General features: G+C 69.5%; 20 protein-coding genes. All 20 read left to right on the forward strand.

Translation table 11 applies throughout. From position 1 onward, the window contains the following. Nucleotide 1: 1 nt before the first annotated feature. The 20 genes from mltG to gmk all read left to right on the forward strand — a co-directional run bounded on the left by mltG (nt 2) and on the right by gmk (nt 21,630). Nucleotides 2-1,582 (forward strand): endolytic transglycosylase MltG, encoded by a 1,581-nt coding sequence (gene mltG, locus AKH00_RS01380; RefSeq protein ID WP_050720932.1) that lies wholly within the window; start codon nt 2-4, stop codon nt 1,580-1,582. Then, nucleotides 1,579-2,394 (forward strand): shikimate dehydrogenase, encoded by an 816-nt coding sequence (locus AKH00_RS01385; RefSeq protein WP_050721982.1) that lies wholly within the window; start codon nt 1,579-1,581, stop codon nt 2,392-2,394. The genes mltG and AKH00_RS01385 overlap by 4 nt, the downstream gene beginning before the upstream one ends. Nucleotides 2,395-2,442: 48 nt before the next feature. After that, nucleotides 2,443-3,672 carry a chorismate synthase gene (gene aroC / locus AKH00_RS01390; protein ID WP_050720933.1) on the forward strand — a complete coding sequence of 410 codons (1,230 nt, stop codon included), beginning with the start codon at nt 2,443-2,445 and terminating at the stop codon, nt 3,670-3,672. Next, nucleotides 3,656-4,174, forward strand: coding sequence for a shikimate kinase (locus tag AKH00_RS01395; RefSeq protein ID WP_050720934.1), 519 nt, complete (start codon nt 3,656-3,658; stop codon nt 4,172-4,174). Before aroC ends, AKH00_RS01395 begins: the two co-directional genes overlap by 17 nt. After that, nucleotides 4,171-5,259, forward strand: a complete 1,089-nt coding sequence (aroB, locus tag AKH00_RS01400) for a 3-dehydroquinate synthase (RefSeq protein ID WP_050720935.1) — start codon at nt 4,171-4,173, stop codon at nt 5,257-5,259. The genes AKH00_RS01395 and aroB overlap by 4 nt, the downstream gene beginning before the upstream one ends. Next, nucleotides 5,256-5,693, forward strand: a complete 438-nt coding sequence (gene aroQ, locus AKH00_RS01405) for a type II 3-dehydroquinate dehydratase (protein WP_050720936.1) — start codon at nt 5,256-5,258, stop codon at nt 5,691-5,693. The genes aroB and aroQ overlap by 4 nt, the downstream gene beginning before the upstream one ends. Nucleotides 5,694-5,766: 73 nt before the next feature. Continuing rightward, the gene (efp, locus tag AKH00_RS01410) at nt 5,767-6,327 is read left to right on the forward strand and encodes an elongation factor P (RefSeq protein ID WP_050720937.1); all 561 of its coding nucleotides are present in this window, start codon (nt 5,767-5,769) and stop codon (nt 6,325-6,327) included. 3 nt (nt 6,328-6,330) lie between these two features. Beyond that, nucleotides 6,331-6,741: a transcription antitermination factor NusB gene (gene nusB / locus AKH00_RS01415; protein ID WP_050720938.1), complete on the forward strand. Its 411-nt coding sequence runs from the start codon at nt 6,331-6,333 to the stop codon at nt 6,739-6,741. Between the two features lie 58 nt (nt 6,742-6,799). After that, complete coding sequence (locus tag AKH00_RS01420; protein ID WP_050720939.1) at nt 6,800-9,724, forward strand: DEAD/DEAH box helicase; 2,925 nt, start codon at nt 6,800-6,802, stop codon at nt 9,722-9,724. 74 nt (nt 9,725-9,798) lie between these two features. Continuing rightward, nucleotides 9,799-11,376 carry a Rieske 2Fe-2S domain-containing protein gene (locus tag AKH00_RS01425; RefSeq protein ID WP_050720940.1) on the forward strand — a complete coding sequence of 526 codons (1,578 nt, stop codon included), beginning with the start codon at nt 9,799-9,801 and terminating at the stop codon, nt 11,374-11,376. 51 nt (nt 11,377-11,427) lie between these two features. Beyond that, nucleotides 11,428-11,685 carry a hypothetical protein gene (locus tag AKH00_RS17940; RefSeq protein ID WP_050720941.1) on the forward strand — a complete coding sequence of 86 codons (258 nt, stop codon included), beginning with the start codon at nt 11,428-11,430 and terminating at the stop codon, nt 11,683-11,685. Continuing rightward, complete coding sequence (locus AKH00_RS17945; protein WP_050720942.1) at nt 11,682-12,062, forward strand: type II toxin-antitoxin system VapC family toxin; 381 nt, start codon at nt 11,682-11,684, stop codon at nt 12,060-12,062. The genes AKH00_RS17940 and AKH00_RS17945 overlap by 4 nt, the downstream gene beginning before the upstream one ends. A gap of 69 nt (nt 12,063-12,131) precedes the next feature. Then, nucleotides 12,132-12,662 carry a bifunctional pyr operon transcriptional regulator/uracil phosphoribosyltransferase PyrR gene (pyrR, locus tag AKH00_RS01440; RefSeq protein ID WP_050720943.1) on the forward strand — a complete coding sequence of 177 codons (531 nt, stop codon included), beginning with the start codon at nt 12,132-12,134 and terminating at the stop codon, nt 12,660-12,662. Beyond that, the gene (locus tag AKH00_RS01445; protein WP_050720944.1) at nt 12,659-13,624 is read left to right on the forward strand and encodes an aspartate carbamoyltransferase catalytic subunit; all 966 of its coding nucleotides are present in this window, start codon (nt 12,659-12,661) and stop codon (nt 13,622-13,624) included. The genes pyrR and AKH00_RS01445 overlap by 4 nt, the downstream gene beginning before the upstream one ends. Further along, a complete protein-coding gene (locus tag AKH00_RS01450) occupies nt 13,621-14,925 on the forward strand; it encodes a dihydroorotase (protein WP_050720945.1) in 1,305 nt (434 codons plus the stop codon). Before AKH00_RS01445 ends, AKH00_RS01450 begins: the two co-directional genes overlap by 4 nt. Further along, nucleotides 14,922-15,458 carry a PH-like domain-containing protein gene (locus AKH00_RS01455; RefSeq protein ID WP_050720946.1) on the forward strand — a complete coding sequence of 179 codons (537 nt, stop codon included), beginning with the start codon at nt 14,922-14,924 and terminating at the stop codon, nt 15,456-15,458. Before AKH00_RS01450 ends, AKH00_RS01455 begins: the two co-directional genes overlap by 4 nt. Beyond that, complete coding sequence (gene carA, locus AKH00_RS01460) at nt 15,455-16,600, forward strand: glutamine-hydrolyzing carbamoyl-phosphate synthase small subunit (protein WP_050720947.1); 1,146 nt, start codon at nt 15,455-15,457, stop codon at nt 16,598-16,600. Before AKH00_RS01455 ends, carA begins: the two co-directional genes overlap by 4 nt. Continuing rightward, on the forward strand, nt 16,600-19,887 hold the full coding sequence (gene carB / locus AKH00_RS01465; RefSeq protein WP_050720948.1) for a carbamoyl-phosphate synthase large subunit: 3,288 nt from the start codon (nt 16,600-16,602) through the stop codon (nt 19,885-19,887). The genes carA and carB overlap by 1 nt, the downstream gene beginning before the upstream one ends. Further along, complete coding sequence (gene pyrF / locus AKH00_RS01470) at nt 19,884-20,729, forward strand: orotidine-5'-phosphate decarboxylase (RefSeq protein WP_050720949.1); 846 nt, start codon at nt 19,884-19,886, stop codon at nt 20,727-20,729. Before carB ends, pyrF begins: the two co-directional genes overlap by 4 nt. Beyond that, nucleotides 20,722-21,630, forward strand: a complete 909-nt coding sequence (gene gmk, locus AKH00_RS01475; RefSeq protein WP_050720950.1) for a guanylate kinase — start codon at nt 20,722-20,724, stop codon at nt 21,628-21,630. Before pyrF ends, gmk begins: the two co-directional genes overlap by 8 nt. Nucleotides 21,631-21,644: the final 14 nt, after the last annotated feature.

The following is a 21,644-nucleotide window of genomic DNA, read 5'->3' on the forward strand; positions in this document are numbered from 1 at the left end:
GATGCCCGAACGCGATAGTGCTTCCCCCCGGCACGATCCGGACGCCCGCCTGGGCGACCTGTTCGAGAACCTTCCCGACCCGACGCTGCAGAGCCCCACGGTGGACAACACCCCGCCGGCTCCCGGGTCGCGCCGGGCCGCGCGCGAGGCCGCGAGTCGAGCGAACGGACTGAGCGGCGGCGATGCCGCCGACCCCACCTCGCCCGACGAGGGCGGGCCGCAGCCTGAGGTTCCGACTCCCGCATCCGCGTCGCGACCGACGTCAGCGCCGGTCGACGCCCCGGGCCGCACGAGTCCGGTCGTCTCCTCGCCCGTCGCCGATGCGACACAGGACGAGGGGACGCCGACGCGCGCTCTGCCGATCACGCGCACGCCGGCGGCGGGCGCGCAGGCCCCGGCAGCCGAGACCACGGACCCCGGCGCCCCTGCCGCCGGGGGTCGTCTGGAAGATCTCTTCCACAGCGAGCCGGCGGCGGACGAGAGGCATGGTGCTCCGCGCACGAAGAAGCGCCGCACCGGCTGCCTCGTCGCCCTCATCATCGTGCTCGCCGTGATCGGCGGGATCGTGGGTGCCGGCGTCTGGGCGTGGAACACCTACGGCGACAAGATCAGCGACACGCTCGGCTGGGGCGACCCGAAGGACTGGGAGCCGGGGATCGCGTCGGGCGAGGTGCTCGTGACGATCAAGGACGGCGACACCGGGGGACCCGTGTCGACGGCGCTCTTCGAAGCGGGCGTGACCCGCACGGAGGACGTCTTCTACGACTACCTCGTGAACGAGAACATCGCGGTCACCTTCTACCCGGGTGTCTACCGCATGCAGGAGAAGATGACGGCGGAATCCGCGCTCGAGGCGCTGCAGAACCCCGAGAACAAGATGGAGAACTCCGCGAGCGTCTCCGAAGGTGCCACGATCGCGTCGTCGCTCCCGACCATGGCGGAGTCCCTGGGGATGCCGGTGGAGGATCTGCAGGCGGCGATCGATCTGGGGCCGGCCGCCTACGGCGTCGATGCGCAGAGCCTCGAGGGCTGGCTCTTCCCGGCCGTCTACACGTTCGATCCCGGTGTCACCGCGCAGGGCGTCATCCAGCGGATGGTCGACCGCACGCGCGAGTCGCTGAACGCGGCGGGCGTGCCTGCCGGTGACGAGCAGCGCGTGTTGACGATCGCGTCGATCATCCAGCGTGAGGGCATGACGGCCGACTTCGACAAGGTGTCGCGCGTCATCCAGAACCGCCTCGACATCGACATGAAGCTGCAGATGGACTCGACGGCACAGTACGGCTACGGCTCCCTGCACGAGGGCGTCGTGTCCAGCTCTGCCGAGGCACTTGCCGACCCCAACCCCTGGAACACCTACGTCAACACGGGACTGCCCGTCACGCCGATCGCGAGTCCGAGCGACGCCGCGATCAAGGCGGCGATGAACCCGGCGGATGGCCCCTGGCTCTACTTCGTGACGGTCAACCTCGCGACGGGCGAGACCCAGTTCTCGGAGACCTACGAGGAGCACCTGCAGGGCGTCGAGAAATGGGACCAGTGGTGCAAGGAGAACCCCGACGGAGGATGCGCGGCCGGATGACCCGTACGCGTCTCGCCGTATGGGGCGACCCCATCGCGCACTCCCGTTCGCCGCAGTTGCACGACGCGGCCTATCGGGCGCTCGGTCTCGACTGGGAGTACTCGCGCCGCCGGGTCGACGCCGAGGGCTTCGGCGCTTCTCTGCAGTCGCTCGACGCCACCTGGCGGGGTCTGTCCCTCACGATGCCGCTCAAGGAGAGCGCTCATCGGGCTGCGGACGTCCGTGACCGCCACGCCGAGCTCACCGGCGCCGTCAACACGCTCCTGTTCGCGGAGCGCCTGCACGGCTTCAACACCGACGTCGGCGGCATCGTCGATGCGCTGCACGAGTACCGGGTGACCGAGGTGGACCACGTCCGCATCCTCGGCGCTGGCGCGACCGCGGCATCCGCCCTCGTCGCCGTCAGCGAGATGGGAGCCACCCGCGTCGACGTGCGCGCGCGTCGGCCGGAGCGCGCCGCGCACCTCCTCGCGCTCGCGGAGAATCTGGGTCTCGATGCCCACGCGGCCCCCTTCGACGAACCGCCGTCCCCGGTCGCCCTCACCGTCGCGACGCTCCCCGGCGGCAGCGCCCTTGATGCGGGCATCGTCGAGCCTCTCGCGGCCACCGGGGGAGTGCTGTTCGACGTCGCCTACGCGCCCTGGCCATCGTCGCTGGCGACGGTCTGGCCCGGGGAGGCCGTGTCCGGACTCGGGATGCTGCTCCACCAGGCCGTGCGGCAGGTCCGCATCTTCCACCACGCCGATCCGGGCATCCCGCTCGACGACGAGGCAGCTGTGCTGAGTGCCATGCGCGAGGCGCTCGAGTCGTAGGACGACACGCGGCACGAATCGGGGTGCGACGCGTGGGAGACTAGAGCAATGCTCCGCGTGCTCACGGCCGGCGAATCGCACGGCCCAGAACTCATTGCCGTCATGGAGGGCCTGCCCTCGGGCGTCCCGGTCTCGTCCGAGGCGATCCAGGCCGACCTCGCACGTCGCAAGCTCGGCTACGGCCGGGGGTCGCGCATGAAGTTCGAGCAGGACGAGCTGTCGATCTCCGGCGGCGTGCGACACGGGAAGACCCTCGGCAGCCCGATCGCGCTCCGCATCGGCAACACCGAGTGGCCCAAGTGGATCGAGGTCATGAACCCCGAGCCCGTCGAGCTGACGGACAAGTCGCGTGGTCGCAGCGCCCCGCTCACGCGACCGCGCCCCGGCCATGCCGACCTCGTGGGCATGCAGAAGTACGACTTCGACGAGGCGCGGCCCATCCTCGAGCGGGCGAGCGCGCGCGAGACCGCCGCGCGCGTCGCACTCGGCGCCGTTGCACGCTCCTTCCTGGGAGAGCTCGGCATCCGTCTCGTGAGCCACACTCTCTCGATCGGTCCCGTGCAGGTGCCGGAGGGTGCCGCGCTCCCCACGCCCGACGACGTCGACGCACTGGACGCCGATCCGCTGCGCTGCTTCGACGCGGAGACCTCCGCGCGAATGGTCGCCGAGGTCGACGACGCCAAGAAGGACGGCGACACGCTCGGCGGCATCGTGGAGGTGCTCGCCTACGGTCTCCCGCCTGGGCTCGGTTCGCACGTGCACTGGGACCGCCGTCTGGACGCGCGCCTCGCGCAGGCGCTCATGAGCATCCAGGCGATAAAGGGAGTAGAGGTCGGAGACGGCTTCGAGACCACCCGCCGCCGCGGATCCGCCGCGCACGACGAGCTCTTCGCGACCGCCGACGGCATCGCCCGGGGATCCGACCGAGCAGGCGGCACCGAGGGCGGGATGTCCACGGGCACCGTTCTGCGCGTCCGCGCAGGTATGAAGCCCATCGCGACCGTGCCGCATGCGCTGCGCACGATCGACGTCGCGACCGGCGACGACGCCACGGCCCACCACCAGCGCTCCGACGTGTGCGCCGTGCCCGCCGCCGGCGTGGTCGCCGAGGCCATGGTCGCGATCGAGCTCGCTCGAGCCGTGCTGGAGAAGTTCGGCGGCGACAGCGTGCGCGAGACGCGACGCAATCTCGAGGGATACCTCGACGCGATCCCCGCCGAGCTGCGCACGACCCCGGCCTCCGAGGCGGCGCTCATCGCGCATGACGAGCGAGGCTGAACGGCTCACGCTGGTGCTGGTCGGCCCGATGGCCGCCGGCAAGACCAGTGTGGGACGTCGGGTGGCCCGCAGGCTGAAGGTGCCGTTCATCGACACGGACAAGCGCGTCGTCGCGGCGCACGGACCGATCCCGACGATCTTCGCCGAGTTCGGCGAGGATCGGTTCCGGGAACTCGAGCGGGAGGCCGTCGCCGCGGCGCTCGGCGAAGGCGGAGTCGTCTCGCTCGGCGGCGGAGCCGTGACGGATGCGGGCACACGCGACCTCCTCCGAGAGCATCCGGTCGTCTTCCTGACGGTGACGCCCGAGGCGGTCGCCGAGAGGATCGCCGGCGGTGGACGTCCGCTGCTGGACGGAGAGGATCCGCTCGGCCGCTGGACGCGCATCCTGGAGGAGCGTCGCCGCTGGTACGAGGAGGTGGCGTCGACGACGTTCGACACCTCACGACGGCCGATGCATCGCATCGCCGAGGAGATCGCCGCATGGAGGAGAGAGCAGGCATGAGCACGACGACCATCAGCGTCACGGGGGAGACCCCGTACGACATCACGATCGGGCGGGACATCCTCGATCGGGTGTCGGACGCGCTCGACGCCGGGGTGCGCAAGGTGCTGGTGGTGCATCCGCCGACGCTCGCCGCGCGTGCCGCCGAGCTGCGCGACCGCCTGCTCGCCGATACCGCGAACGGGCCGCGCGAGGTGCTGCTCGCCGAGGTACCGGATGCCGAGCAGGGCAAGCGCATCGAGGTGGCTGCGTTCTGCTGGCAGGTCATGGGACAGGCCGACTTCACCCGCTCGGACGCCGTGATCGGCTATGGCGGCGGCGCCGTCACGGATCTTGCCGGGTTCGTCGCCGCGACGTGGCTCCGTGGCGTGCAGCTCGTGCAGGTGCCGACCACCGTCCTCGGGCTCGTCGACGCCTCGGTCGGCGGGAAGACGGGCATCAACACCGCCGAGGGCAAGAACCTCGTCGGCGCGTTCTGGGCGCCGAGGGCCGTCATCGGCGACCTCGACGAGCTGGGCAGCCTCAGCGCGAACGAGGCCACCGCGGGCTTCGCCGAGGTCGTGAAAGCGGGGTTCATCTGGGCGCCCGAGATCCTCGACATCGTCGAGTCCGACCCCGCGCGCGCCGTCGACACGACCACCCCGGAGTTCCGCCGTGCGATCGAGCTCGCGATCGACATGAAGGCCCGGGTCGTCTCGGACGACTTCCGTGAGGCCGGTCAGCGGGAGATCCTCAACTACGGCCACACGCTCGGGCACGCCATCGAGCACGCCGAGCGCTACCGCTGGCGTCATGGCGCGGCCATCTCGATCGGCATGGTCTACGCCGCAGAGCTCTCGCGCCTCGCAGGCCGGCTGTCCGACGCCTCGGCCGAGCGGCACCGGACGATCCTGCAGTCGCTCGGGCTGCCGACGACGTACCGGGCCGGCGCCTGGCGGACGCTGCTCGCGACGATGCAGCGCGACAAGAAGACCAGGGGAGGGATGCTGCGGTTCATCCTCCTCGACGAGATCGGCAAGCCGACCGTGCTCCAGGCTCCCGACGAGTCGCTGCTGTTCGCCGCGTATCAGGAGGTGGGGGAGTGACCCGCCGCATCCTGCTCGTGAACGGGCCGAACCTCAACCTGCTGGGCACCCGCGAGCCTGAGGTCTACGGCACGGCGACGCTCGCCGACGTCGTGGCCCTCACGGTCGCGACCGCGCGGGACGAGGGGTACGAGCTCCGCGCGGTCCAGAGCAACCACGAGGGCGTCCTGATCGACGCGATCCACGACGCACGCGCCGACTGCGCAGGGATCGTGATCAACCCCGGCGGCTTGACGCACACGTCCGTGGCGCTGCGCGATGCGCTCACCGGGGTCGATCTGCCGTTCGCGGAGGTGCACATCTCGGACGTGTACGCCCGCGAGGAGTTCCGTCACCACTCGTATCTCCACGACGTCGCTGCGGTGCGCGTGATCGGCGAGGGCGTCGAGGGGTACGCGACCGCCGTGCGACAGCTCGTCGCGCTCATCCCGTAGAATCGACTGTCGGCCCGCCCCGCCATCCGGCAGCGAGCGGCCCCCACGGACTCACGAAACGGAACTCCCGCACATGGCATCTACCGCAGACATCAAGAACGGCGTCGTCCTCAGCATCGATGGACAGCTCTGGAGCGTCATCGAGTTCCAGCACGTGAAGCCGGGCAAGGGCGGGGCGTTCGTGCGCACCAAGCTCAAGAACGTCGTGTCAGGCAAGGTCGTCGACCGCACGTACAACGCGGGCGCGAAGATCGAGATCGAGAACGTCGACCGCCGCGACTACACCTACTTGTACACGGACGGCGACGGCTACGTGTTCATGGACCAGACCGACTTCGACCAGATCACGGTCGGCGCAGCCACCGTCGGCGACGCCAAGAACTTCCTGCTCGAGAACCAGCAGGTCACCATCGCGCTCAACAACGGCAACCCGCTGTACCTCGACCTGCCCGCGTCGGTGATCCTCGAGATCACGTACACCGAGCCCGGACTCCAGGGAGATCGCTCGTCCGCCGGCACCAAGCCCGCAACGCTGGAGACCGGCTATGAGATCCAGGTCCCGCTCTTCGTCGAGGCCGGCACCAAGGTCAAGGTCGACACCCGCACGGGTGACTACCTCGGTCGCGAGAAGTAAGGCGTGAGCGCCCGGACGAAGGCGCGCAAGCGCGCACTCGACATCCTCTTCTCCGCGGACGTGCGTGGCGACGAGCTCGCCGTCACGCTCGCAGCGGAGGCGACGCGTGCGGCCAGCGAGCCGGCGCGCGAGGCCTCCTGGCTCTACGCCCGCGAGGTCGTCGACGGGATCCTCGATCACCGAGACGAGATCGACGAACAGATCACGACGCACAGCCGCGACTGGCGTCTCGAGCGCATGCCCGCGGTCGACAGGGCGCTGCTGCGCATCGGCGTGTGGGAGATCCTGTACAACGACCAGGTGCCGACCGCTGTCGCGATCGACGAGGCTGTGGAACTCGCCAAGGAGTTCTCGACGGACGACTCCGGCGCCTTCGTGCACGGCGTGCTCGCGCGGGTGGCGCGCGCCGCCTGAGCGCGAACGCACGGATGTCGACGGCGTCGATGTCGGCGGATCACGGGACGATGGCGGGATGAACGACTGGCGCTCCCTGCTGCCGACCCCCGAGGGCGGAAGGCGCGCCCCTCTGGCACTGGGTGTCGAACTGCGTCTCCGCGATCCCCGGGGCTCATGGTCCGCGAGGCCGCAGCGCGCGGCCACGCCGCGTGACATCGCGAAGCGCGAGGGGGAGGTGCTCCTGGGGGTGCGCCCCCTGGTGCGCAGTGACGCGACCGGCGCCTGGATCCAGGGCGGTGCCTCGTGGGACCTGGTGCGGCGTCCGGGCACGCAGTTCGCCGCCGCGGCATCCCGCTGGTTCGCCGATCTCCTGAACATCTCACGCGACTCTCTGCTCTCCGGCGCCTCCGGCGACTGGTTGATCCTTGATCATGTGGAGTCGGCGCTCCTCTGGCCGCACCTGCGCGCCGCCGCCGCTCTCGGCATCCCGCTCGTGTCGACGCAGAAGCAGGTGAGGGTGACGCTCGTCGACTCCGTGGAACTGTCCGCGGAGATCCGGCGGGAGGACTCGGGCGCACTGCGCATGCAGGCCGCGGCTGTGTTGGACGGGACGACCGTGACCGCCGAGGACATCCACCCGATCGGGGGCACCGGGGTCTACACTGCGGCCGTCGTCGGTCGAGGGATGGACGTGCTCCTGGGGGAGTCGCCGCTGGATCCGGCCGTGCGGGCGCTGCTCACGGCGCGCTCCGGGGTCGAGATCGACGCCGGCGAGGAGCGGGCCTTCCTGCGGGACGCGTATCCGCTGCTCGCACGCCGTATCGCGGTGCGCGCGCACGGCGCGGTGCGGCTGCCCGAGCTTCCCCGTCCGACCCCGGTGATCACGGTGGCGTTCCAGTCCGGCGACGTCGTGCGATGGACGTTCGAGTGGGACTACGCCGGGTTCGGACGGCATCCCTTCTCCTGGACGGGCGATGCGGTGCGCGACGTGCACGCCGAGGATGACGCGCGCGGGGGACTCGTCGACGTCTGGACCCGTGCGACGGAACGGGAGTTCGCACCGCAGGGGTCCCTGCACGACGTCGCGGCTGCGGAGTTCGTGTCCGCGGCGGTCCCCGCACTCGAGGCCGAGGGCGTGGAGGTCGTCGTCACCGGACGTCGAAAGGCGTATCACGAGTTGTCCGGTGAGCCGGAGGTCACGATCTCGACGGTCGAGACCACCGATGCCGACTGGTTCGACCTCGGAGTCCTCGTGCGGATCGATGGACGCAGCATCCCCTTCGAGCCCCTCTTCACGGCCCTGAGCAGGGGCCGCAAGAAGCTCCTGCTCGCGGACGGAGGCTACTTCTCCCTCGCGCACCCCGCGCTCGGGCGGCTCCGTGACCTCATCGACGAGGCGGGCGGCCTCGACGAGTGGGAGACGGGCCCCAGGATCAGCCGCTATCAGGTCGATCTCTGGGAGGAGTTCGAGGACCTGGCCGACGAAGCACTGCCCGCCGTGACCTGGCGGGCGACCGTCGAAGGCCTGCGCGATTCCTCCGGCGTCCCGCCGACGCCGGTGCCGCTCGGCCTCAAGGCCGCCCTTCGTCCGTACCAGAAGTCCGGCTTCGACTGGCTCGCCTTCCTGTGGCGGCATCGACTGGGCGGCATCCTGGCCGACGACATGGGTCTCGGCAAGACGCTGCAACTGCTCGCGCTCATGCAGCACGCGCGGGAGCAGGGCGAGACCCGTCCCTTCCTCGTCGTCGCGCCGACCTCGGTGACGGGCACGTGGCGCGCGGAGGCCGCGCGCCACGCACCAGATCTGCGCGTGGTGGTCGCAGGCTCCACGATCGCGGGGGGTGCTGGATCTCTCGTGACGGCCGCTGCGGGCGCCGATGTCGTCGTGACGTCCTACGCGGTCGCGCGGCTCGACGAGGACGCGTTCGCACGCGTGTCCTGGGCGGCCCTGGTGCTCGACGAGGCGCAGTTCGTGAAGAACCCCGCGACGAGGGTGCATCGCGCCGTCGCATCCTTCGACGCCGAAGTGACCATCGCCGTCACAGGCACCCCGATGGAGAACAGCCTCAGCGAGCTCTGGGCGCTTCTCTCGCTCACGGCCCCGGGGCTGTTCGCCTCGGCACGGGCGTTCCGCGAGCACTACCTCCAGCCCATCGAGCAGGGCAAGGTTGCGGAGAACGCCGAGGGCGGCGACTACCGACGCCGTCGTCTCGCCCAGCTGCGGCGGCGGATCCGTCCGCTGGTCCTGCGGCGCACGAAGGACCATGTCGCCGCCGATCTCCCACCGAAGCAGGAGCAGCTGCTCGAGATCGAGCTGAGCTCCGCACACCGCTCCCTGTACGACGTGGTGCTGCAGCGCGAGCGCCAGAAGGTCCTGGGGCTGCTCGAGGACCTCGATCGGAACCGCTTCATCGTGTTCCGCTCGCTCACGCTGCTGCGCATGCTGAGCCTCGCCCCCGCGCTGATCGACGAGGGCGATGCGACGATCGGCTCCCGCAAGCTGGACGTGCTGCTCGAACGCGTGGAGGAACTGCAGGCGGAGGGACACCGTGCACTGGTGTTCAGCCAGTTCACGTCGTTCCTCGATCTCGCGCAGGAGCGCCTTGCGGCGGCGGGCATCCCGTTCGCGAGACTCGACGGATCGACCCGACGGCGGCAGGAGGTCGTCGACGGATTCACCGCGGGGGAGCAGCCCGTGTTCCTCATCAGCCTCAAGGCCGGGGGCTTCGGACTCACGCTCACCGAGGCGGACTACGTCTTCCTCCTCGATCCCTGGTGGAACCCTGCCGCGGAGGCCCAGGCGATCGACCGCACACATCGCATCGGACAGACGGAGCAGGTGTTCGTGTATCGAATGGTCGCGACGGGCACGATCGAGGAGAAGGTGCTCGACCTGCAGCGTCGGAAGGCGCGACTGTTCTCAGCGGTGATGGACGACGACGACCTGTTCGCGCAGTCGCTCACCGCCGACGACATCCGGGGCCTGTTCGACGCCCGATGATTTCTCCCGGCCGGTCTCCGGGGCCGTACAGGAGGCCCTCGGTAGAATCGAACGGTTCACTTCAGGAGGAATGCATGCGGATCACGGGACTCGGCCACGCCGGGATGTTCATCGAGACGGTCGGCGGGAACATCATCTGCGACCCCGTCCTCGGACCCTCGTTCTTCGGATCCTGGTTCCCGTTCCCCGACAACCGCGCTCTCGACTGGGAGCGTTTCGGGCGTGAGGCCGACTTCCTCTACATCTCGCACCGCCACCGCGATCACTTCGACCCGAAGCTGCTCGAACGCTACATCCGCAAGGACATCGAGGTGCTGCTGCCGGAGTACCCGATCGACGATCTCGAGCAGGACATCCGTGCGCTCGGCTACACCAACATCACCTACGCGCCGGCGGGGGAGATCATCGAGCGCGGCGATCTCAAGATCATGATCACGCCGCTGCGCGCCCCGAGCGACGGCCCGATCGGCGACTCCTCGCTCAGCGTCGACGACGGCACGGGCTCGGTCCTGAACCAGAACGACTCGCATCCTCTCGACCTCGAGAAGCTGCTGCACTTCGGACGCCCGGACGCGTACTTCACGCAGGTGTCGGGAGCGATCTGGTGGCCCATGGTCTATGACCTGCCTCTCGACGCCAAGCAGAACTTCGCGCAGCTCAAGCGCGATGCGCAGAACAAGCGCGCGATGTACTACATCGAGAAAGTCGACGCGCCGCACGTGTTCCCCATGGCGGGACCGCCCATGTTCCTCCGCGATGAGCTCTTCGATTTCAACGGGCTCGGTCGCAACGGCGAGTCGATCTTCACGGACCAGAAGCAGTTCCTCGCGCACATGCACGAGAAGGCTCCGCAGTACGACGGTCGGCTGTTCGTGCCCGGCACGGTCGTCACGGTCGCCGACGGCGCGGTCACCACCGAGCAGACGCTGTACACCGACGCGGAGCTGTCCCACATCTTCGATGAGAAGTGGGACTACCTGGAGGAGCAGCGATCCACGCGCCAGCAGGAGATCCGCGACGAGGAGGCCTCCCGTGCGGAGGTGCTGTCCGCGCAGGAGATCCTCGAGGAGCTCAAGGCCTGGTGGGAGCCGCTGCTGAAGAAGTCCCGTACGATCCGACTCGGCGTGGGCGGCAACGTGCGCTTCAAGATCGGCGACCTGGACATGGTGGTCGACTTCCCGCGGGCGAAGGTCCGAGAGTACGCGGGCGAGGACTGCATCTACTGGTACACGATCCCCGCGGACCTCGTCTCGACGAACATCCGCGACCACGAGATCGACTGGTCGAACTCGATCTTCCTGTCGATGCAGTTCTCCGTCGGTCGCAGCGGCAAGTTCAACGAGTTCCTCACGACCTTCCTCAAGTGCCTGTCGGTCGATCGCATCGAGTACGTCGAGAACTGGTACCAGGAGCAGACCGACCAGACCGAGGATGCGGAGATCGGCGACTGGGTCGTGCAGCGACGCTGCCCGCACCTTCGCGCGGACCTCACCAAGACCGGCAAGGTCGACGAGGACGGCATCCTGACGTGCAGCATGCACGACTGGAAGTGGGACCTGAAGACCGGTCGCTGCCTCTCGACGACCGGTCACCCGATCCGTTCGACGAAGATCGACGAGGTCACGGACGCGGTGCTCAGCGAGGCGAGCTGAGGCATTCCGAGATCCCAGTACCACCACGACGTTCGGTGGTACTCTCGGCTCATGCCCACGACACTCCCGAGGATCCAGGTCACGCAGAGCACGAAACTCCGCGACGCTCTCGAACTCGCCGAGGCGGAATGGCCCGGGCTTCCCAAGTCCGAGCTCGTCGGGCGGCTGGCGATCCTCGGCGCGGAATCGCTCACATCCCAGCGGTCAGCGAGGCGAGCGGCGAGGCGGGCGGCGCTCGAAGCGACTCGCGGCACGATCGCGTACCCGGCCGGCTACCTCGACGAGCTCCGCAAGGACTGGCCGGAATGATCGTTCTGGACGCCGGAGTGCTGATCGCGCACCTATCCGTGGACGATCCCCATCAAGACGCCGCGTTCGACATCCTCGATACGGAGGACGACCTGCTCGTGCATCCGCTGACGATCGCGGAGGCCCTGGTCCATCCCGCGCGCGTCGGCACTGAGGTCGCGGACCTTGCTCGTATCGAGACGCTCGGTCTGCTCCGTCGCGAGGAGGACGTCGACGAGCCGGTGCGGATCGCACGTCTGCGCGCAGTCTCCTCGCTGAAAATCCCCGACTGCGCGGTGCTGGTGACGGCGGAATCGTTCCGCGCCACGCTCGCGACGTTCGACCACCGGCTCGCCGAGGTCGCGCGCGGGCGGGGACTCCCCGTCGTCGGAGCCTGAGCACTCCGATAGAGTAGATCCGCAAGCAACCTTTAACACCGTCCTGTGAGGCGGAGAAGGGAGCGGCTGATGAGTGCACGCACCGTCCTGCACGAAGCCGATATCTCGCGGGCTCTGACCCGCATCGCGCATGAGATCCTCGAGTCCAATCGAGGAGCCGAGAACCTCGTTCTCCTGGGCATCCCGACCCGCGGCGTCGCACTCGCCCAGCGCCTCGCTCACCTGATCGGCGAGATCTCGCAGACGCCCGTTCCCGTAGGGGCGCTCGACGTCACGCTCTTCCGCGACGACCTGGCGAAGCATCCGACCCGGTCGCCCCAGCCCACGGACATCCCCGCCGGAGGGATCGACGGACGCACGGTGGTGCTCGTCGACGACGTGCTCTTCTCAGGGCGCAGCATCCGGGCGGCACTGGATGCGCTGCAGTCGATCGGACGTCCCGCGGTCGTGCGTCTGGCCATCCTCGTCGACCGGGGGCACCGCGAACTCCCGATCCGCCCGGACTTCGTCGGCAAGAACATCCCGTCGTCACGGCAGGAGCGGGTAAACGTGCGTCTGCGCGAGAACGACGACGCCGAGGAGGTGACGATCGAAGCATGAGGCACCTGCTCGACACGCGCACCCTCGACCGCGACACCGCACTGCGGATCCTGGACGTCGCCGAGGACATGTCCGACACGCAGTCGCGGGAGATCAAGAAGCTCCCGACGCTGCGCGGCAAGACCGTGGTGAACCTCTTCTTCGAGGACTCCACGCGCACCCGGATCTCCTTCGAGGCCGCAGCCAAGCGGCTCTCCGCCGACGTCATCAACTTCGCGGCCAAGGGCTCCAGCGTGTCCAAGGGCGAGAGCCTGAAGGACACCGCACAGACGCTGCAGGCGATGGGAGCGGATGCCGTCGTCATCCGGCATCCCGCCTCCGGCGCCCCGCAGACGCTCGCGACGAGCGGGTGGATCTCCGCCGGCGTCGTGAACGCGGGCGACGGCACGCACGAGCATCCGACGCAGGCGCTGCTCGACGCGTTCACGATCCGCAAGCGCCGCTTCGGCGCCGAGAGCCGGGGCCGCGACCTCGCCGGTGTGCGGGTCGTGATCGTCGGCGACGTGCTGCATTCCCGGGTCGCGCGGTCGAACGTGTGGCTGCTGTCCACGCTCGGCGCCGAGGTCACGCTCGTGGCCCCGCCGACCCTCGTGCCGCAGAACGTATCGCTCTGGCCCGCACGGGTTCTCTACGACCTCGATCAGGCTCTGGCCGAGGAACCGGACGCGGTCATGATGCTCCGGATCCAGCTCGAACGCATGAACGCCGCGTATTTCCCGACTGAGCGGGAGTATTCCCGTCGCTGGGGCCTCGACGCACGGCGTGCGGCAGCGCTACGGGGCGATAGCATTGTGATGCACCCCGGACCCATGAACCGCGGGCTGGAGATCAGCTCGGAGGCGGCGGATTCGCCGCGCTCCACCGTGCTGGAACAGGTCACGAACGGAGTGTCAGTGCGCATGGCCGTGCTGTACCTGCTGCTGGCAGGCGAACGAGACGACGAACGAGGGGGAGACCTGTGAGCGAGACCCTCGTCATCACCGGCGCGCAGCTTCTCGGCGCCGAGAGCGCCGACATCATCGTGGAGGACGGTCGCATCACCGAGATCGGCAGCGGCCTGAGCCGCTCTGGTGCGCGCGTGATCGACGCCGACGGCCTCGTGGCCCTCCCCGGGCTGGTCGACCTGCACACGCACCTGCGCGAGCCCGGCTATGAGGCGTCCGAGACGATCCTCACCGGCACGCGTGCTGCGGCGGCCGGTGGGTTCACCGCGGTCTTCGCGATGCCGAACACCTCGCCCGTGGCCGATACGGCAGGCGTCGTCGAGCAGGAGTTGGCGCTCGGTGAGGCCGCCGGCTACGCGACCGTGCAGCCGATCGGCGCCGTCACCGTGGGCCAGAAGGGCGAGCGGCTCGCCGAGCTCGGCGCCATGGCCACCTCGCGAGCCCAGGTGCGTGTGTTCAGCGACGACGGCTTCTGCGTGTTCGATCCGCTCATCATGCGCCGCGCGCTGGAGTACGTGAAGTCCTTCGACGGTGTGATCGCGCAGCATGCGCAGGATCCGCGCCTGACCGAGGGCGCGCAGATGAACGAGGGCACGGTGTCCGCCGAGCTGGGCCTCGCCGGATGGCCTGCCGTCGCCGAGGAGTCGATCATCGCGCGCGACGTCCTGCTCGCCGAGCACGTCGGGTCGCGCCTGCACGTGTGCCACCTCTCGACGGCCGGCTCCGTCGACATCATCCGCTGGGCCAAGAAGCGCGGCATCGCCGTGACGGCTGAGGTCACTCCGCACCATCTGCTGCTGACCGACGAGCTCGTGCGCGGCTACGACGCCCGCTACAAGGTCAATCCGCCGCTGCGCCGCGAGGAGGACGTCCTCGCGGTCCGTGAGGGGTTGGCCGACGGGACCATCGACATCGTCGCGACCGACCACGCCCCGCACCCGAGCGAGCACAAGACGTGCGAGTGGCAGGCGGCGGCGAACGGCATGGTCGGTCTGGAATCCGCGCTACGCGTGGTGCACCAGTCCATGGTGCAGACCGGGCTGATCGGGTGGAGCGATGTCGCGCGCGTGCTGAGCGCCGCCCCGGCGCGGATCGGCCGCCTTTCCGGGCACGGCACGCCCCTCGAGGTCGGAGCGCCGGCGCAGATCGCGTTGTACGACGCATCCGTCGCGGGAGTGTTCACCGCCGCCGACCTGCATGGACGCAGCGCGAACTCGCCCTACCTCGGTCGAGACCTGCCCGGCCGGGTCGAGTACACGATCCACGGCGGCACGGTGACGGTCGACGGCGGTGCCGTGGTCGAGGAGCTGCACGCATGATCCCCAGGGATGTCGCGATCGCGGTCATGATCGCGCTGGCGGTGCTGGTGCTCCTGGCGATGGTGTTCGCCTGGCGACGACGTCTCCGACGCGACGCGGGGCTCGCGGCCCCGCTCGGCGTGCCCGAGCATGCCGAGGTGATCGACCGGCACGAGGTGCTCTACGTCTCGACGACCAAGCACGACCAGCCGCTCGAACGCCTCACCATGTCTCCGCTCGCGTATCGCGCTCGCGGCGAGGTCGCGGTGACGGACCGCGGACTGGCGCTCTGCCTCGACGGCGCGCCGACCGTGTTCCTCGCCTCGTCCCGCCTCACCGGCGTCGACCGCGCGACGGTCACGATCGACCGCGTCGTCGAACCGGGCGGTCTCGTCCGGGTGGCGTGGAGCGCCGACGACGACACCGTGGTCGACTCCTATCTCCGTCTCACCGACGGCGACCCGAAGAACTTCATCTCTGCATTGCAGCAGCTCGTCCCCGCCTCCGGCGCCGCGGACGACTCGGCTGCCCCCGACACAGGAGCACAGTCATGACCTCCCTCCCCGAACCCGCCGTCCTGGTCCTCGAGGACGGCACCCGCCACTCCGGCCGCGCCTACGGCGCGCTGGGGACGACGCTCGGCGAGGTCGTCTTCGCCACCGGAATGTCCGGCTACCAGGAGACGCTCACCGACCCCTCGTACGCGGGACAGATCGTCCTCCAGACCGCACCGCACATCGGCAACACCGGCATGAACGACGAGGACACCGAGTCGCGACGCATCTGGGTGGCCGGCTACATCGTGCGCGACCCCTCCCGGGTCGTCTCGAACTGGCGTGCGAACGCCTCGCTCGACGAGATCCTCGTGCAGGACGGCATTGTCGGCATCAGCGGCATCGACACTCGTGCCATCACGCGCCACATCCGTTCCGCCGGTTCCATGCGCGGCGGGATCTTCTCGGGCGAGGCGGCCGGCCTCGCTGCCGAGGAGCAGCTCCGGATCGTCCGCGAGGCGCCGGAGATGGCCGGGCAGAACCTGTCGGCCCAGGTCTCTGTGGACGTCGCGATCGTGACGGATGCCGTGGGGGAGAAGATCGGCAACCTGGCGGTCCTCGATCTCGGCGTGAAGCAGGCGACGATCGACAACCTCGCGGCCCGCGGCTTCGAGGTGCACGTCCTGCCGCAGTCCTCGACCTTCGCCGACATCATGGCGATCGATCCGGTCGCGGTGTTCTACTCGAACGGTCCCGGCGACCCCTCCGCCTCCGACGGCCAGGTCGCGGTGCTGCGCGAGGTGCTCGACGCCAAGCTGCCCTACTTCGGCATCTGCTTCGGCAACCAGCTGTTCGGGCGGGCGCTCGGTCTCAGCACGTACAAGCTGACGTTCGGCCACCGCGGCATCAACCAGCCAGTCCTCGACAAGTCCACCGGCAAGGTCGAGATCACGGCGCACAATCACGGGTTCGCCGTGGATGCGCCGCTCGACGGCTCCTTCGACAGCCCGCACGGCTACGGCGCGGTCGAGGTCAGCCACGTCGGTCTCAACGACAACGTCGTGGAGGGACTCCGCGCCCTCGACCTCCCCGCGTTCTCGGTGCAGTACCACCCCGAGGCAGCGGCCGGTCCGCACGACGCCAACTATCTCTTCGACCGGTTCCGCGACATGGTCATCGCGAGCAAGAAGGACGCACAGTAATGCCCAAGCGCGACGACATCAATTCCGTCCTCGTCATCGGCTCCGGCCCGATCGTCATCGGTCAGGCCTGCGAGTTCGACTACTCCGGCACCCAGGCGTGCCGTGTCCTCCGCGAGGAGGGCGTGCGGGTGATCCTCGTGAACTCCAACCCCGCGACGATCATGACCGACCCCGACTTCGCCGACGCGACGTACATCGAGCCGATCACCCCCGAGGTGATCGAGACGATCATCGCGAAGGAGAAGCCCGACGCGATCCTGCCGACCCTCGGCGGGCAGACCGCGCTGAACGCGGCCATGGCGCTCGACGAGCGCGGCATCCTGGCCAAGTACGGCGTCGAGCTCATCGGCGCCAAGGTCGACGCGATCAAGAAGGGCGAGGACCGCCAGGTCTTCAAGGAGCTCGTGCTCGAGGCCGGCGCCGACGTCGCCAAGAGCGTGATCGCGCACACCATGGACGACCTGCTCGCCGGTGCCGAGAAGCTCGGCTACCCGCTCGTCGTGCGTCCCTCGTTCACGATGGGCGGCCTGGGCTCGGGCTTCGCCTACGACGAGGAGGACCTCCGCCGCATCGGCGGCGCCGGTCTGCGCGACTCGCCGACGACCGAGGTGCTTCTGGAGGAGTCGATCCTCGGCTGGAAGGAGTACGAGCTCGAGCTCATGCGCGACACGGCCGACAACACGGTCGTCGTCTGCTCGATCGAGAACGTCGACCCGGTCGGCGTGCACACCGGTGACTCGATCACCGTCGCGCCAGCGCTGACACTCACGGACCGCGAGTACCAGAAGATGCGCGACATCGGCATCGACATCATCCGCGCCGTGGGCGTCGACACGGGTGGCTGCAACATCCAGTTCGCGGTCGACCCGACCAACGGGCGCATCATCGTGATCGAGATGAACCCGCGCGTCTCGCGCTCGAGCGCCCTCGCGTCCAAGGCGACGGGCTTCCCGATCGCGAAGCTCGCGGCGAAGCTCGCACTGGGCTACCGCCTGGACGAGATCCCCAACGACATCACAGGGGTGACCCCCGCCAGCTTCGAGCCCACGCTCGACTACGTGGTCGTCAAGGTGCCCCGTTTCGCGTTCGAGAAGTTCCCTGCCGCCGACGCCACCCTCACCACGACCATGAAGTCCGTCGGCGAGGCGATGGCGATCGGGCGCAATTACGCCACCGCCCTGCAGAAGGCTCTGCGCTCGCTCGAGAAGCGCGGCTCCAGCTTCCACTGGGGTCCCGAGGAGCGCTCGGTCGAGGAGCTGCTCGAGATCGCGAAGATCCCGACCGACGGTCGCATCGTGACGCTGCAGCAGGCGCTGCGCAAGGGCGCGACGGTCGAGCAGGCCTTCGAGTCCACCGCCATGGACCCCTGGTTCCTCGACCAGATCGTGCTGATCAACGAGGTCGCCGAGATCGTGCGCACGGCCCCTGAGCTGGATGCGGCGACGCTGCGCTACGCCAAGGAGCACGGCTTCTCCGACGCGCAGCTCGCGCAGCTCCGGGGGGAGAGCGAGGAGGAGATCCGCGGCGTGCGCCACGGGCTCGGCATCCGTCCCGTCTACAAGACGGTCGACACGTGCGCCGGCGAGTTCCCGGCTCTCACGCCGTACCACTACTCCAGCTACGACGCCGAGACCGAGGTCGCGCCGTCCGAGCGCACGAAGGTCGTCATCATCGGCTCCGGCCCGAACCGCATCGGCCAGGGCGTCGAGTTCGACTACTCCTGCGTGCACGCCTCCTTCGCGCTGTCGGACGCCGGCTTCGAGACGGTGATGGTGAACTGCAACCCGGAGACGGTGTCGACCGACTACGACACCTCGGACCGCCTGTACTTCGAGCCGCTCACGCTCGAGGACGTCCTGGAGGTGCTGGATGCGGAGGCCGCGAGCGGCACGATCCTCGGCGTCGTCTGCCAGCTCGGCGGCCAGACTCCGCTGGGCCTCGCGAAGGGCATCGAGGCGGCCGGGTACACCGTGCTCGGCACGAGCCCCGCGGCGATCGACATCGCCGAGGAGCGCGAGCTCTTCTCGCAGCTGCTCGACACGGCGGGGCTCCTCGCTCCGCGTCACGGCACGGCCGTCGACGTCGAGGGCGCGGTGGCCGTGGCGGAGGAGATCGGCTACCCCGTGCTCGTTCGTCCGAGCTTCGTCCTCGGCGGCCGGGGCATGGAGATCGTGTACGGCACCGAGGCGCTTCGCGACTACTTCGTGCGCACGGCCGGCGAGGTCGTGATCGAGGAGGGCAAGCCCCTGCTGGTCGACCGCTTCCTCGACGATGCGATCGAGCTCGACGTGGATGCCCTGTACGACGGAACTGATCTCTTCATCGGCGGCGTCATGGAGCACCTCGAGGAGGCCGGCATCCACTCCGGCGACTCCAGCTGCACGCTGCCGCCCGTCTCGCTGGGACGCACCGACATCGACCGCGTGCGCGAGGCGACTCTCGCGATCGCCGAGGGCGTGGGCGTCCGCGGCCTCCTGAACGTGCAGTTCGCGATCAGCGCCGGCGTGCTCTACGTGATCGAGGCCAACCCGCGCGCGAGCCGCACGGTGCCGTTCGTCTCCAAGGCCCTCGGTATCCCGATGGCCAAGGCGGCGAGCCGCGTGATGGCGGGCGCGACGATCGCCGAGCTCCGTGCCGAGGGCATGCTGCCCCCGCAGGACGGCTCACGCGTGCCGCTCGATGCGCCCGTCTCGGTCAAGGAGGCCGTGCTCCCGTTCAAGAGGTTCCGTACCGCCGACGGCAAGACGGTGGACTCGGTCCTCGGCCCGGAGATGCGCTCGACCGGCGAGGTCATGGGCATCGACCGCGACTTCCCGACCGCGTTCGCGAAGAGCCAGGCCGCGGCCTACGGCGGGATGCCGACGTCGGGAACCGTGTTCATCTCCGTCGCCGACTCCGACAAGCGAGCGGTGATCCTGCCCGCGCACCGGCTGCAGCAACTGGGCTTCACGATCGTCGCGACGGAGGGCACCGCCGAGATCCTCTCGCGCAACGGCATCGCGGTCACGGTCGTCGAGAAGTACAGCGACACGCAGGAGTCGGGCGCGCGCAACATCGTCGACTTGATCAATGACGGCGAGATCGACATCGTCGTGAACACGCCCTCGGGCGGTGCGGCCCGCGCGGACGGCTACGAGATCCGCGCAGCGGCCGTGGCCGCCGACAAGGCCCTCTTCACGACCATGGCCGTGCTCGGAGCGGCCGTGAGCGGCATGGACGCGGCCCACGAGGGGTTCCAGGTGAAGAGCCTCCAGGAGTACGCCCTCGACCGGAAGGCCGCGGTGTGACGACCTCCTTCGGCGAGCGGGTCCGTGGCGTCCTCGACGCCCACGGCCCGCTCTGCGTGGGCATCGACCCGCATGCATCCCTCCTGGACGCCTGGGGGCTCGGGCAGGATGCCGCCGGAGTCCGTGAGTTCGGGCTGCGCACCGTCGAAGCGGCCGCGGGACGGGCCGGGATCGTGAAGCCGCAGGTGTCGTTCTTCGAACGCTTCGGATCGCCCGGGTTCGCCGCGCTCGAAGACGTGCTCGCCGCCGCCCGCGATGCCGGACTGCTCGTGATCGCCGACGCCAAGCGCGGCGACATCGGCACGACGATGGACGCCTATGCGACCGCCTGGCTCACCCCCGGTTCGCCGCTCGAAGCCGACGCGCTCACGGTCAACCCGTTCCTCGGCGTCGGTGCGCTGGACGGCACGTTCGCCCTGGCGCACGAGCACGGCAAAGGCGTGTTCGTGCTGGCCGCGACGAGCAATCCCGAGGCGCTGCCGCTGCAGCGTGCGGAGTCGGCCACCGGCCGCACGGTCTCGGCCGACATAGTGTCGGTCGTCTCGGCGCGCAACGCCGAGCACGTCGCCGCGGGGGAGTGGGGCGGCATCGGGTTCGTGGTCGGGGCGACCGTCGACTGGACGGATGCCGGACTCGCGGCGTTCGCACCGCCCGCGCCGATCCTCGCGCCGGGGTTCGGAGCCCAGGGAGCGACGCCCGCTGATCTGCACCGTCGCTTCGGCTCGATGAGCCGCACGGTGATAGCGAGCGAGAGCCGCAGCATCCTCGCCTCAGGTCCCGCCGGGCTCGAGGACGCCATCGACGCGCGCGTCGCCGACTACAGGGAGGCCCACCGTGGCTGAAGCACGCCCGGTTCCGGAGGTCGATCGCGCGGCCGCAGCGCGCAAAGCCGTGGAGCGTCGCCGCGCCCGTGCCTCGCTCAAGCGCGATCTCACGATGCGCGTCATCACGCCGCAGACGGTGGTCGCGCGAGCGGCCGCCGACCCCGACTCGGTCGAGGGCTCGATGCGGATCACCGATTTCCTCCTCGCACTCCCCGCGATCGGCGCGGGCAAGCGCGACCGCATCCTCGAGGAGCTGAGCATCTCGCCCGTCAAACGCCTCGGCGGCCTCGGCGTACGTCAGCGCGTCGCGCTCTCGGCGTGGCTGGACGACCGCTTCCCAGTGCTCGAGCCGCGCGGCGCCCGCAGCCGGCTGCTCGTCCTGGCGGGCCCCACCGCGGTGGGCAAGGGCACCGTCGCCGCCTACATCCGCGAGCACAATCCCGAGATCCACCTCTCCGTGTCCGCGACCACCCGCGCTCCGCGCCCCGGCGAGGTCGACGGCGTGCACTACTACTTCGTGGACGACGCGGAATTCGACCGCTTGATCGCTGCGGACGAGCTTCTCGAGTACGCGGTCGTGCACAACAGGTCCCGGTACGGCACGCCGCGGGCGCCGATCGACGCCGCGCTGGCCGAGGGGAAGACCGTCCTCCTCGAGATCGACCTGCAGGGCGCGCGTCAGGTGCGACGCGCCGAGCCGAGCGCGACGCTGATCTTCCTGCTGCCGCCGACATGGGACGAACTCGTCCAGCGACTGGTCGGCCGGGGTACGGAGGAGGCGGAGGAACGGGCCAGGCGACTGCGCACCGCGAAGGTCGAGCTGGCCGCCCAGAACGAGTTCGATCACCTCGTCGTGAACGAGGACGTCGCCGCTGCGGCCGCGGAGGTCGTAGAATTGTCCTCAGGCTCTGCGCGCTGAGTCCTCTCGCGCGC

The sequence above is a fragment of the Microbacterium sp. GCS4 genome (assembly GCF_001262495.1).
GTDB lineage: Bacteria > Actinomycetota > Actinomycetes > Actinomycetales > Microbacteriaceae > Microbacterium.